General features: G+C 61.4%; 11 protein-coding genes and 2 tRNA genes. All 13 read right to left on the bottom strand.

The annotated features are described in order from the left end of the window. Positions 1 to 138 precede the first annotated feature (138 nt). The 13 genes from ACY0MJ_RS11415 to ACY0MJ_RS11355 all read right to left on the bottom strand — a co-directional run bounded on the left by ACY0MJ_RS11415 (position 139) and on the right by ACY0MJ_RS11355 (position 12,524). Positions 139 to 432, bottom strand: coding sequence for a hypothetical protein (locus ACY0MJ_RS11415; protein WP_462638583.1), 294 nt, complete (start codon positions 430 to 432; stop codon positions 139 to 141). A 29-nt stretch (positions 433 to 461) separates the two neighbouring features. Then, positions 462 to 998 (bottom strand): hypothetical protein, encoded by a 537-nt coding sequence (locus ACY0MJ_RS11410; RefSeq protein ID WP_462638582.1) that lies wholly within the window; start codon positions 996 to 998, stop codon positions 462 to 464. 8 nt (positions 999 to 1,006) lie between these two features. Continuing rightward, positions 1,007 to 1,612 (bottom strand): 3'-5' exonuclease, encoded by a 606-nt coding sequence (locus ACY0MJ_RS11405; protein WP_462638581.1) that lies wholly within the window; start codon positions 1,610 to 1,612, stop codon positions 1,007 to 1,009. 414 nt (positions 1,613 to 2,026) lie between these two features. Then, positions 2,027 to 3,376 (bottom strand): hypothetical protein, encoded by a 1,350-nt coding sequence (locus ACY0MJ_RS11400; protein WP_462638580.1) that lies wholly within the window; start codon positions 3,374 to 3,376, stop codon positions 2,027 to 2,029. A gap of 8 nt (positions 3,377 to 3,384) precedes the next feature. Next, positions 3,385 to 5,400: an ATP-binding protein gene (locus tag ACY0MJ_RS11395; RefSeq protein WP_462638579.1), complete on the bottom strand. Its 2,016-nt coding sequence runs from the start codon at positions 5,398 to 5,400 to the stop codon at positions 3,385 to 3,387. Between the two features lie 14 nt (positions 5,401 to 5,414). Further along, positions 5,415 to 6,254 carry a DNA adenine methylase gene (locus ACY0MJ_RS11390; RefSeq protein WP_462638578.1) on the bottom strand — a complete coding sequence of 280 codons (840 nt, stop codon included), beginning with the start codon at positions 6,252 to 6,254 and terminating at the stop codon, positions 5,415 to 5,417. An 80-nt stretch (positions 6,255 to 6,334) separates the two neighbouring features. Then, positions 6,335 to 8,101, bottom strand: a complete 1,767-nt coding sequence (locus tag ACY0MJ_RS11385; protein WP_462638577.1) for a UvrD-helicase domain-containing protein — start codon at positions 8,099 to 8,101, stop codon at positions 6,335 to 6,337. Between the two features lie 179 nt (positions 8,102 to 8,280). Continuing rightward, positions 8,281 to 8,356, bottom strand: a tRNA-Lys gene (locus tag ACY0MJ_RS11380). Between the two features lie 75 nt (positions 8,357 to 8,431). Then, the gene (locus tag ACY0MJ_RS11375; RefSeq protein WP_462638576.1) at positions 8,432 to 9,154 is read right to left on the bottom strand and encodes an FAD-dependent oxidoreductase; all 723 of its coding nucleotides are present in this window, start codon (positions 9,152 to 9,154) and stop codon (positions 8,432 to 8,434) included. Positions 9,155 to 9,282: 128 nt separating this feature from the next. Further along, positions 9,283 to 9,358 (bottom strand) — tRNA-Ala (locus ACY0MJ_RS11370). Between the two features lie 55 nt (positions 9,359 to 9,413). After that, positions 9,414 to 10,283 carry an NAD(P)-dependent oxidoreductase gene (locus tag ACY0MJ_RS11365; protein ID WP_462638575.1) on the bottom strand — a complete coding sequence of 290 codons (870 nt, stop codon included), beginning with the start codon at positions 10,281 to 10,283 and terminating at the stop codon, positions 9,414 to 9,416. A gap of 1 nt (position 10,284) precedes the next feature. Then, complete coding sequence (locus ACY0MJ_RS11360; RefSeq protein ID WP_462638574.1) at positions 10,285 to 11,643, bottom strand: NAD(P)H-dependent oxidoreductase; 1,359 nt, start codon at positions 11,641 to 11,643, stop codon at positions 10,285 to 10,287. Next, a complete protein-coding gene (locus tag ACY0MJ_RS11355) occupies positions 11,643 to 12,524 on the bottom strand; it encodes a phytanoyl-CoA dioxygenase family protein (protein WP_462638573.1) in 882 nt (293 codons plus the stop codon). Before ACY0MJ_RS11355 ends, ACY0MJ_RS11360 begins: the two co-directional genes overlap by 1 nt. Between the last annotated feature and the right edge of the window lie 75 nt (positions 12,525 to 12,599).

Raw genomic sequence — 12,599 nt, 5'->3', positions numbered from 1 at the left:
TGAAGCAGATGCCGCTACCCTTCATGGGAGACCGCGAGCCGACTCTGCGCGAGCAGCTCGCGGTTGTCGGGCTGGCGTCTCATGGCGAAGGGCAACGCCGAATGCACCCCCGCTCGCGAAAGGCGCAGCGCGGGCGAGTTAGCGCGCATCTGGCTGAAGTTCGACTATCCACTCCTGCAAGTGCCACGCCTGATCCGTCGGTTCAAGGCCGATGAATCTCATGCGGTTCGCACTGAGATCGACGAGTCGCGGGTCGTAGAGATTCGGCCATCTGCGATCAGTCCCCAGCAACTGCAGCACCGCCACGCGCCGATTGTTCGTGGTGCGGTAGGTCAGGTGCAAGTCACCTGTGCCGCGATCCTTCGGACCGTAAGAGCCGCGGTACGCGCCACGTTCGCGCTCTAGAGCAACCGTAACCTTCATACTGTACAAGCATACAGTATGATGCTCTGCTGTGTGCGCTACCTCAGCGGCTGTATGACACCGTGGAAAAGAAGAGCCGAGGCGAGGATAAGGAGGAGAGCCGGTAGTCCATAGAAAAGGTACAGCTTCCTTCCTGCGGAGGTCCACCTTCGGCTGCGCTCGCTGATCTTCCGTGTCAGGCTCAGATCGAAAGGAAAACCTGTCTTTCGAGGCTCAGGCTCCAATCCCTCTGCGTATTCGACGGACGCGCGCAGCAGCTCGTGATACCAAAATCGGTCCAAGAAAAAGAAGACCACCCACGCACCCACAGCCAGGACAACGAACAAGAAAGCCACGCTCGTCGTCCTGCTGCCGATCAGGATGTCACCACCGAACCGGAATGCAACTGCACCAGCGCCAAGCAGAACCCCAACTGTGGCTACGGCGGTGCGGCGCAGGGTCAGGCAGAGATCGTTGAAGTGCATCTGCACATCAATGGTTTTCTCCCAGACCGCGAGTAGATGCTCCAGTTCCTTCGTTTCCTCGTTCACCGTTGAGACGGTGCTCGGCTCGCCGCTTCCACTCTCTGGCTTCATGTCACAGGTCAGCGAAGGGAAGAGAACAGTCTCTTGATCTGAGTCTTCGGCGTGCGTTGAACCTTGATCATCAGATCATGTGAAGGGGTTCGCACGCCGTATTCCCGGTCTATATCGTGCTGCATTCGAAGCCAAAGGTGGGTGGCCATTTCAGCGTCGGTCATTGCCCGGTGAGCTGTCCCTGTTTGCGGCAGGTTCAACGTTTGAGCTAGGGTGCCGAGCTTGTGATTCGGGCAGTGTGGGTAAAGCCTTCGAGACAGCAGCATCGTGCACGCAAATGTTTCGGACCTGCGGGTCGCTAACTGCCTTGTTTCAGCGTCCCAGAATCGCTTGTCGAAGGACGCGTTGTGCGCTACGACGGGCGCCTTGCCTATGAAGCGAACCGCTTCTCTCATAACGGTTTCAACCTTAGGAGCGCGTGCCACCATCGCATCCGTGATGCCAGTTAGCCGGGTGACATCTGCCGGGATTGCCCGCTCGGGATTCATGAGGCTCTGAAATCGATCCACAATGCGTCCTCCGTTTACGAGCACCACTGCGATCTCCGTAGGGCGGTCTCCCCATGCTGGATTCAGGCCGGTGGTCTCGAAGTCGATGACAGCTACGGATTCCATAGGCGCTCCTAGAGAACTGCGGTCAAATCCGAGAGAACTTGCCAATGTCGGCTGTGAATATCACCCGACTGTGATGCCGAGAGCAGGTGATAGTCTTCTCTTCAGTAGTTTCAATCGCCAGATCCTCTCCCCTTAAGCCTTGCCAAGTCGCCAAATACTGAAGGGTGCCGTAGCGATACGTCTGGACGGGCCTCTCTACTCCGCCCTTCCAGGCTAACGGAATCAGTTCGCCTGATTTCGCGCGAGATGCCAGGTCGGGATCTTCCAGGGATTTATCCCGCCCCCTTTCCCAGCAGGTGAGGAGTCCCAGATTCACATCGCCCCAACGTGCATCGAAGTCCTCTACAAGCCTTACGGGTTCGGTCACTGATCGGAAAACAAACATTTGATCTCTCTCCTGTCGTGACCTTCGAACTAGCTCTCTTGTGAGTCCAAAAACCGCTTCAAGACTGTCGCTGAGGGATAGCTGGACATTGATGCAATCCCATTCGCCAGTTCGACGGGGTAGAGCGCCCCCTCGAATTTGTGACTGACTAGGCTCGGTAGAGATGCGAGGATCCTCTCTAGCCCGATCAGATCACTGGCGTAAGGCCGATCCTCGGCGTTGAGATACTCCCCAGTCGGCACATTCAGCACCATGAACGAGCCGGGGTCCACCTTGAAGAAAACCTTTTCTCCCCAGTTCGTGCGAAGGCCGTAGGGGTTCTTCATGTCGGGGGAGCGATTCACCTCTCGCCTCACATACGCGTGCGAGAGAGCTGCAAAGCTCGGAGGCTGGCCCCTTTCCTGCGGTGGGGCGTAGCGCACCACCGAGGCTAAGTGATCGAAAAAGGCACCGCTTTTTTCTTGACCAATGACGTGCACTGGTCGGCCCTCGTTTTTTGCATGCTGCAAAAAAGCCCTGATGCTCGGCACCATCTTTGAGTACTGACCTCGTAGCGTCAGGGGGCCGTCTTTGATGAACAAGGTATTCATCACAAGCGAACGGTCTGTGTGGTGCCACATTAGCCGGATCGCCGTGAAAAGCATGAGGTGTTCCATCACCATCATGTATGCAGAGGCCACTGAATCAGGAGCGCTGTCGTCATCCATCTCAAGATGGAAGCCCCACAGGTCGGAGAGAAATACCTCCTCGCCACAAGAGTCACACGGGCCTTCCTCGGAGTCATATGGCAAGCCGCTTGCTAGTTCCACGCCGCAGTGCGGACACTGAAACTTCGGTGAGGAAGGGTGCCCTCCATGAACGTTCCACTTGCTGTACGCGAGCCACTTCAGAGTTTCAAAAAACTCGCCTCCCTGATCGACCTTCATCGAGTCACGGATGATGTGACGGACAGCGTGATAGTTGATCCCGAGAGGCGTCCGCACGTTCTTTAATGGCAGAACGGTTGCATGATGGACTGCCGTATCTTTCACTGCGTCGCGTAGAAGCAGCGGATGCGGCAGATCCCTGTCGATCGCATCGAGCTTTACTTTGTCCAACAGGAGCAGCGCGGTTTTGACGAACGCTACTTCCTTCGCCGGCTTCCGCTCTGATGTGACTGCAACATAGGATCCATCCGCAGCCCAGACGCTTTGCAGGGGGACGATGTCTGTGCCGTCGAAGCTTTGCCAGATCGTTTTCGACGGGTCCGCGGTGGGTACTTCGTGGCTTTCAAAGTCTTCGACGAGACTCTTGACCCATGGGCTTTGGACAACAGTCAGATGTCCGAGCTTCGACGCTGCTTCACCAGGGAGGCGGGTTCCTTCGGAGTAGGGTGCCATGGTCCCTCCTACTTAGCAGATCGTGCTTCGAATCGGTAAGCCTGCGTGGGCACGACAAACCTGTGCGACATCGTCAACATGCGCATATAGCCCGGCGTCTTCGCGCGAAGGATGTCTTCTTCGACCCCAGCGAAGGCGATCTGAACTCTCGCAAGCGCTTTGGTTTCGTCCTGACTTGACAGGTGTCCGACGAAGAAATTTTCCGTCTGCGCCAGCAACTCTCGATTAATCGTAGAGGGAGACTGTGTCGAATAGACCATCCCGATGTGAAACTTCGCGCCTTCCTTCGCGAAGCGGGCATAGACTCCAGTCAGGTCCTTGCTGTCCGGCGGGAACAGGTTGTGCGCTTCCTCGAAGTACAGTTGCACGAACGTATTCTTGAGGGAGTTCCCGACAAACTTGCCCTCTTGGTGGCTGAATACGGCCCGAGACAGCATGTCCGCGAAGTAGCGGCGGATTTGGTCGGTCGCGTTCCCAAGATCGAGGATCACGGTCTGACCCCCGTCAAGCAGCGCCAGGATGTGTGTGATGAAATCTCCCGCCTTCTCCGAATGAAACTCGCGGTAGGGGCGAATTACAGTCGGACCTGACCGACCTGTACCTGGCGCCAAAAAATCTAGCAGCGCGGTATCGTCTGAGTCGAACAGAGGACGGGCGCTTTTTCCCTTCGGCCCGAACAACGGGTTCTTCTCGTCTCGCTTCCTGAACTCGGCGATCACTTCCAACTCAGCGACGAGCGCGTCTAAGTTTGTCGGGCGTGGAGGCGCCGCGCCGTCTTGCATCGCCTTCGGTTGAATCGCTGTGTACGCGGCGGCCCGAAGATCGTCATCAAAGCCAGGGTCGAAGAGGGCGCGCCTCGGAACGGTTATGTCTAGGCCCCGCAAGCGGCTGACGTCTGAGCCATAGCCAGCCTTGTGAAGGATGGCCCAGTACATCAGGATTTTGCGCACTGGTCGGGTTTTTTCATTGAACCCAAGCGCCGCGACCGATTCGATCTCGGGTAATTGAACGCTGGCGAAGCTCGCGATATAGCCTGAGGCGCGATTGTCCTGTGCGAGCATCGAGCCGAGGATGCCGATTGTGGAAGCTGGCTGTTCGTAGAAGTTCAATCGGAGCGGCTCAGACGGCGTTTCGTCGCGCTTTGTCAGTGCATAAACCTTGCACCGTTTAGCGTTCGCGGAGCGAAGAGACTTGTTTCCATCCTGCGGGTTGTCGTTCGCATATTCGCCGTTGATGTCGAAGATCAACTGACCGACCGAATTGTCGTGTGCGGTCGCGTCCAGCATGCCCTGTGCGAGCAACTTCACCACATTGGACTTTCCCAGTCGAGTCTTGCCGAACATGGCCGTTCGACATCCCTTGAAGTCCCTCATGGATATTTGGATGGGAATAGCCGGAACAGCGCCAGTGCTGAAAAGGCCGCACTCCATTGTCCGCAGCTCGCCGATCTCAAACCGATCATCTGTCTTCACCATCCCATTGACGATTAGTCGAAGCAAAGCGTCGTCGGGTGCAAACACCTTGTACCGATGTGCACTTACGACGTTGTTCACATCGCCAGAGAATTGAAGCATCTGCATGTTCTGCGGGTTTGCGTAGAACATGCCGAGAACGTCGCAGTCGAGCGCGCCCCATTGCAGTTCGCTTTGGGTCCACACATCAAGTTCAGGCATGGACTTTTTGTGCAGCTCAAAGTAGGTTTGCTGCACTTGATTCGATAGCGGCGTGGCGGTCACTCCTGTGACGCGCAGCAGTGTGAAATGCGGTGGAGTACCGCCAGCGTTGACCGGCGTCATTATCAGGAACGAACCGCGAGGGATGCCGCCAACGGCAAGTTTGTACGGGTCGCTGGTGATGATCTTGGCGGAGTCGAAACCCAATTCCAGAACGTAGCCGACGAAGCGCATGTCGTTGATCCGCTTCGCGCGCTCGTTCGCGTCCTCTCTTTCCATAAAGGTTCGCAGTGCGTCAATTGGATTGCCTTGCGTGGCCGCGGTGTTGACCAAGTTGCCCAGCTTTGCCATAGGTACTCCTACTGCTAGATGTTCGCCCGAATGATCAGCTCTTCATAAGCGCCCCGCGTCTCAGGGTTCGCCGAGATGCGCGAGGTTCTCGACACCACTTCAAGGTGAAACGTTGGGTCGCGGTACAGCGTGTGTACCGACTGGTGATTAGCATTAGTGCAGAACACCTTCGCGCCGCGCTTCGCTGCTCTAAGCAGCGCGCGAGCAAGACGTTCTTGGTCCGCCCACGAGAACAGGACTTCGTTGTATCGTTGAAACCCGTTGTAGTTGTGGCGGACGGTGTACGGGGGATCGGCGAAAACGAGATCGCCCCTGTTTGCGCTGTCAATGAGTGGCTCGAAGTCGCCAGCCTTCAACTCCGCACCTTGCAGCAGGCTTGACATGCCTTCGAAGTCGTCAGTTTCGATGACAACTTTGTTCTTGGTGCCGCGAGGCACGTTGAACTCACCACGTTGATTCACGCGGTAGATCCCGTTGAAGCAAGTTCTGTTGAGGTAAATGAGACGCGATGCGCGCTGCGCAGCTCCTTTGGGAGTTCTCTCCCGCAGCCGGTAGTAGTAGTCCTCGTCCTGGTCGTGCGCCCGTTGTCTGTACTCGAGGCTGTTTTGGAGCTGCTGCCAGTTGTCTTTAATTGCCTGGTACGTCGCAATAAGCTCGGCGTTCTTGTCGCCCAGCAGTGCGCATTCAGGCTGCAGGTGGAAGTACACGGAGCCGCCGCCCAAAAACGGCTCGATGTAGCGTTCATACTTTGTCGGGAAGAGGTGGGAGTGGGTTGCGACGAGCCACCGTTTTCCGCCTGCCCACTTTAGAAAAGGTGTTAGCCGGGTCTCCCCCTCGGCAGACTGCGATTGCAAGCCAAACCCCCCGTATCAATTTGTTCGGGACGTTATAGCAGAGGCTCGGGAGCGGCGATACCCCCGTTTTGCGCTGCGGGCTACCGCTTCCCGAAAACTGACCTGAAGAGCGAAGACAGAAGGCCCTCGCTTCTCGTGTGTGGATCGCGAACAGGCGCTGTGTGAGTCGCGGGGGAGGGCGCTGATCGGCGGGGGGCCGGTGATCGCGCAGCTGGTGCTTGAGGAGTGCTGCGCGCGCTCGCTGGAGCTGTGACCGGGTCGGCTGAACGCGTACTGCCTCGGTCGGTCGCCGAGTTGCCTACTACTTTTGCAATAGCCGGAAGCTCGGGTCTCGGCACTTTTGCGCGAGCCGGCGATGACGCAACACGGATCGGTGCAGGGGCATAGCCGACGTTGTTGACCGGCGTGCCAGCTATTCCCCATGCTGCAGCAAGGCGCGAAGGCACTACTAGGTGGTGCTGTGGTCTGGTACTTGCAACATAGAGCAAGCGTGCTTCTTCCTCATTGAAGACTGGTTTGCTGGGGTCGTCCTTCTTGTATTTCTTCGGCTCAAAGTCAGTGTGGAGAGCTACAGACGTCCATTCGCGTCCTTTCGCCTTGTGCCCAGTTGAGACCACGAGGTCCGCCGTACCTTCGCCCTCTGCGACTTCTTCAAGTGCGCGAATGAGGGCCCGTTCCCCGTTTTGATTGACGATGGTCACGAATGTGCGCAGCGATTCGCCTTCATCTGAATCGGCGAAGTCCACAACCTCGTCCCAATTCAGGAACCCAAAGAACTCGGGACATTCGCCGGGGACCTGCCTCTTTAGTCGAGTCACATCCTCGAGCATCCGAACAAGATCACCGACTCCACCCACGACATGGGGCCGACCGTTACGCGCAAGCTCTCCCAGAACGACCTCGATCACGCCGACATTTGTGCGGCACAGAACCGCCCGAGTTCGCCCTATCGTCGTGATCCTGCTTTGAATCTCCGGGTTGCCCGTCACGGCTCGATCTTCCCGAAGGTCGGCCAGGATGCGATTCGCGACCGTCGCTATTCCTGCTCCAAACCTGAAGGACTGGGTGAGTGCTGATTCAGCTTCCGTGTGCACTTTCGCCATCGCATTCACAGCGCCGCGCCACTCGTAGATTTGCTGGTGGCGATCCCCCACGAGAGTGAGCTGCCCGCTTTGTTTTCGAAGAACCGAGAGCACTGCTTCGTTTGTGTCTTGTGCTTCGTCCAGCAGGACAAAGTCGTAGTGCATCTCCGGGGAGTTCAGTGACCACAGCTTTAGGTAGCCGTCATGACCGAGCGGCGCGGCGTCCTTTGGATCAAGCATTCGGTCCCAAAGGTGCGCAGCCAGTTTCGCTAAGTAGGCTTCGAACTGATCCCTGTCGCGATCCTGCAGCTTCTGCAGCTTGCCACTGAGAGGCACATGCGCGGGGGAGATGCTCTCGTCACCACTCTGGCAGAAGCGCTGTATTGTCCTTGCAGTGATGTAGCCGAGTGAGCGCGGCTTCAACAGCACATCACCGATCGCAAGCTCCTGTAAATCGAGAAGGTGAGCGACACGATTCCCCTGCAGGCCGTCAAACACTTTCGCTTTGTTGTTCCGGTACTGAGAAGGAAGCGAGCGAAGCGCTAACGAGTGAGTTGTGCGGCAGTCCACGGTGCCGGGGAACTTCGTGCGGGCCTCTTCTGCGATGCTCTTATTGAACGCAAGATAAACGCCCGAGCGCCGCGTTGACCTGCCGATTGCGGTCAGCGTCGTCGTTTTGCCAGTGCCCGCGAAGGCGCTGATCTTCAGCGAACTGGCGTTGTTGAAAAGCTCGACTGCCGCTTGTTGTTCGTCTGTTAGGCCCATTGCTTCTCCCGAAGGGGCCGACGCGGTACGACGCAACCAGCCTGTAACGAGATGAGTGTACGCGGCTGATCAGGACGGAGCTGCGCCCGTCCGCCTACACATGCGCCTACACGGAGGAGCACGGCTGGAGGTCACTACCGTTTTTGTAGCGACAAAAGAAGCAACCACGGGGAAGTGAGTGGTGGGTCCTGTAGGATTCGAACCTACGACCTACGGATTAAGAGTCCGCTGCTCTACCAACTGAGCTAAGAACCCCACTGCGATCAGGGGGCGAATTCTAGCACGCGAATCGGGGCAGCTCATGCTCGCGCGAGCGCCGCCCCTGCCTCTTCAGTAGCCGTAGAAGTCCTCGCTGCGGATGTCGTCGCCGTCCACGCCGGCGCGCTCCAGCGTCTCGCGCATCGCGGCCACCATCGCCGGCGGGCCGGCCACGTACCAGACGGGGTTCGCCAGCTCGGCGCCTATGCCCCTCAGCAGCCCTTCGTCGATCATGCCGGTGGCGCCGGTCCACGGCTGGCGCGACTCGGGCATCTGCGTCATGGTGGCGACCAGGCGGAAGTTCCGGTGCTCGCCTTCCAGCCGCTGCAGCTCGGACAGGAACGCGCTGTCCTCGGGCCGCCGGTTGGAATACAGCAGGACCAGGCGGTGCGGCAAGGCCGCGTGCCGGGCGTGGCGCAGCATGCTCATGAAGGGCGTGATGCCGATGCCGCCCGCGATGAACACGCCGGCGCGGTCCGCCTTGTTGTGCAGCGTCAGCGCGCCGAAGGGCCCGTCGATTTCCGCCGTCGCCCCGAGCGGGAGCCGTGCCAGCGCATTCTTGAACGGGCTGTCCCGCATGCGCGTGGCGATGGCCAGTTCGTCCTCGTGCGGCGCGCTGACGATCGAGAAAGCATGGCGCGCGGCGTCCGTGCCGCGGAGGGCCGGGTCCGCCAGGACCAGGTCGATCGCCTGGCCGGGCCGGAAGCTGAAGCCGGCGGGCTTGGCGAAGTGGAAGGAGATCGTCCCTTCGGCGATCTCCGCCTTGCGCATCAGGTGGACGGGGATGGGGGTCATGGCGCTGCTCCTCGGCGGCGAATGCCGCCCTCGCAGGCATGGATGCCACGACCCGCGCGAACGTGCCCGGCCAGGCGCCGAGGCCCCAAGAAAAAAGCCAGGCGCGAGGCCTGGCTTTCCGATGTCGGTGGTGGAGAGGAGGAGGATCGAACTCCCGACCTTCGCATTGCGAACGCGACGCTCTCCCAGCTGAGCTACCCCCCCACAACGAACGCTATTCTAGCAAAAGCCGCGCAGGGTTTTCGGCGCGGCGCGCGATTTATCGCATGCCGTTGCGGGCGGCCAGTTCCACGAACAGCCCGGAATGGTCCAGGTCGCCGTGGCCGTGCTCGCCGGCCTCGGCGTAGAGCCGCTCGAAGAGGGCGGTGACCGGCGCGTCGAAACCCAGCTCCGCCGCCGTGGCCAGGGCGTTGCGCATGTCCTTCAGCTGGACGCCGATCCGCGCGCGCGGCGCGAAGTCGCGCTCCACCATCCGCTGGCCGTGCACCTGCAGGATGCGGCTGTCGGCGAAGCCGCCGGTGATCGCCTCGCGCACCTTGGCCGGGTCGGCGCCGCCCTTTTCGCACAGCAGCAGCGCCTCGGCGACCGCGCCGATGGTGATGCCCACGATCATCTGGTTGGCCAGTTTCGCCAGCTCGCCGGCCCCGTGCGGGCCGACGTGCGTGGCGCGGCCCAGCGGCTGGAACACCGGCGCGGCGCGCGCGAAGTCGGCCGCCTCGCCGCCCGCCATGATCGCCAGCGTGCCGTTCTCGGCGCCGACGGTGCCGCCGGAGACCGGGGCGTCCAATTGAGCGATGCCGCGCTCGGCCAGCTTCGCCGCGTGCTCGCGCGCCTCGCGCGGCTGGATCGAGGCCATGTCGATGAAGAGCGTGCCGCGCGCCATCGCTTCGGCGACGCCCTGGCGGAACAGCACTTCCTCCACCACCGGCCCGCTCTCCAGCATGCAGACGACGACCTCGGCCTCGCGCACCGCGTCGGCGGCACTGCCGTGGACCTTGGCGCCGGAGGGCGCCAGCCTTTCGGCCTTCTCGCGGCTGCGGTTCCAGGCGTGCACCTCGTGGCCGGCTTCGCACAGCCGGCGTCCCATAGGGAAGCCCATGGCCCCGATGCCCAGGATGGCGATCCGCATCTCAGGCGACCTTCAGCACGGGCGACGCGAACAGCTTCTCCATCTCGCGGCGGATGCGGTAGGCGTGCGTGTTCGTGTCCATCGCGACGTCGTTCCAGCTGAGGCTCTGGCCTTTCTTCACGGGCCGCACCAGCTTGACGTCGTGCGCCAGCCCCAGCGGCAGGCCGCCCATGCGCACGGAGGTCTCGGACGGCAGCAGCTTGCCCCACACCGTGTAGCCGCCCTCGCCGTCGAGGACCTCGCCCGGCTGCAGGTCGCGCTTGGCCGTGGCCACGACGTCGGCGTTCCAGCAGGTCGCCACGCCCGTGGCTTCGCCCCGCAGGGCGACGCTGGCCACCGAGACGCCGACTTCCAGCCCGATCAGGTGCCAGCGCTTGTACAGCGTGAAGTAGCGGCCGCTCGGGTCCGTGTGCGCCTTGTATTCCTCGAAGCAGTTCTTGATGTACTCGGTTTCCGCTTCGACCGTGACCCACACGCCCATGCGGATCTCGTAGGGGATGCTGCGGCCGTCGGCCTCCAGCGAGGAGATCACTTCGACCATGCCCTTGCGCTCCAGCACGCCGCCCTCGCTGCGCGGGCGCGTCACGTAGGGAATGTCCTCGATGCTCGCCGGCGGGTAGAGCAGGCCGTCGGAGGGAACGGCGAGGCCGGTGGCGTTGGCCACCGCGGTGCTCTCGATGGAGGGCTTGGAACCGTCCAGGAAGCTGTTGAACATCTTGGGGTTCAGGCCGCCGCGCTTTGCCTGCTCGGGCGTCAGGCCCCAGTTGTTCCACACCGTGTCAGGCGTCGATTCGCTGAAGTGCGGCAGCCACTTGTGGCCGCGCCCCGCCGCCACGACCGGGAAGCCGCAGGTGCGGGCCCAGTCCACCAGGTCGCAGATCAGCGCCGGCTGGTCGCCGAAGGCGAGCGAGTACACGACGCCGGCCTCGGCGGCCTTGCGCGCCAGCAGCGGACCGCAGAACGCGTCGGCCTCCACCGTGACGTTGACGACGTGCTTGCCGTTCGCGAAGGCTTCCAGGCAGTGGTCCACCGCGGCGATCGGGTGGCCGGTGCATTCCACGACGACGTCGATGGCCGGGTGGCGCACCAGCGCCTGCCAGTCGGCGCCGACGTGCGTGGCGCCCGTCTTCAGGGCTTCGTCGATCGACGCGGCCTGGGTGCGCTCGGGATTCCACCCGACGCGGGCGAGGTTGGCGCGGGCGTTGTCGGGCGACAGGTCGGCGATGGCGGCGAGGTGCACGCCGGGCGTGCGCGGCACCTGGGCGAGGTACATGGAGCCGAACTTGCCGGCGCCGATCAGGCCGACGCGGATCGGCTTGCCTTGCGCGGCGCGTTGCTGGAGCTGGGAATGCAGGGACATCAGGCGGCTTTCTTCAGGGTGTCGATGGGTTCGGGCGAGGTCACGAGGGCGCTGGCCGGCATGCCGTCCTTCCAGGGCAGGTCCACCGGATAGTCCTTGCGCAGGCAGTCGTCCGGCAGGCAGGCGATGGGCGTGAAGTCGCGATGCGCAATGTACTCCGGCCGCTTGAAGCGCCGGATGTGGTTGGAGACGGCGCACAGGCTCAGGTAGACGCTCACGCGGTTCCAGGGCGACAGGTTGCTGGTGGAGGCGTGCACCAGGCAGCTGTGGAACAGGATCATGGAACCGGCCGGGCCCTTGGGGCTCACGATGCCGCCGTCCTTGCCGCCGGCGCGCTCCACCAGCTGCGCGATCAGCTCGTTGCTCACCGTCCAGAGCGGGTAGCTGGTGGTGGTGAGGTCGTGCCTGGCGTCGACAACGCCCTTCTTGTGGCTGCCCGGGATGAACATCAGCGGGCCGTTGTACTCGTTGACGTCGTCCAGGAAGATCGCGACGTTCATCGCGCGCTCGGTGGGCATCATGTCGTCGTTCAGCCAGGTGCCGTAGTCCTGGTGCCACTGCCAGACGTCGCCCTCGAAGGCCATCTTGCCGTTGATCTTGAACTGGTGCATGTAGACCTCCTCGTCGAAGAGGTCCATCACCGGCTGCACCATGCGCGGGTGGCGCGCCAGGCGGGCGAAGGGCTCGCTGTACAAGTGCGCGGCGAAGTTGGTCCGCACGGCGTCGCTGCCCTTCTCGCGCACGTTGAAGGCCTCGCGCCGCGCGTACAGCGCCGGCACCGCCCCGGTCAGCGTGCGGGTCTCCTCGGGCGAGAACAGGCCGGGGAAGAAAAGGTAGCCGTCGCGGTCGAACTGCTCGCGCTGCGCAGGTGTCAGTCTCACTTCAGGTCTCCTCTTGGTGGATGTTGCGGAATCCAGCACGATGTATACCGACGCAAACGCCGAAAGCGCCAAAAA

The organism is Ramlibacter sp. bp-362 (assembly GCF_054956735.1).
Note: the sequence above shows the minus strand (reverse complement) of the source record. Positions and strands in the feature narration are given on the sequence as shown.

Coding starts and splice junctions, on each gene's coding strand:
- ACY0MJ_RS11410 (WP_462638582.1), bottom strand. CDS start 998: ATGAAGCCAGAGAGTGGAAGCGGCGAGCCGAGCACCGTCTCAACGGTG.
- ACY0MJ_RS11365 (WP_462638575.1), bottom strand. CDS start 10,283: ATGCGGATCGCCATCCTGGGCATCGGGGCCATGGGCTTCCCTATGGGA.
- ACY0MJ_RS11375 (WP_462638576.1), bottom strand. CDS start 9,154: ATGACCCCCATCCCCGTCCACCTGATGCGCAAGGCGGAGATCGCCGAA.
- ACY0MJ_RS11360 (WP_462638574.1), bottom strand. CDS start 11,643: ATGTCCCTGCATTCCCAGCTCCAGCAACGCGCCGCGCAAGGCAAGCCG.
- ACY0MJ_RS11405 (WP_462638581.1), bottom strand. CDS start 1,612: ATGGAATCCGTAGCTGTCATCGACTTCGAGACCACCGGCCTGAATCCA.
- ACY0MJ_RS11385 (WP_462638577.1), bottom strand. CDS start 8,101: ATGGGCCTAACAGACGAACAACAAGCGGCAGTCGAGCTTTTCAACAAC.
- ACY0MJ_RS11400 (WP_462638580.1), bottom strand. CDS start 3,376: ATGGCACCCTACTCCGAAGGAACCCGCCTCCCTGGTGAAGCAGCGTCG.
- ACY0MJ_RS11395 (WP_462638579.1), bottom strand. CDS start 5,400: ATGGCAAAGCTGGGCAACTTGGTCAACACCGCGGCCACGCAAGGCAAT.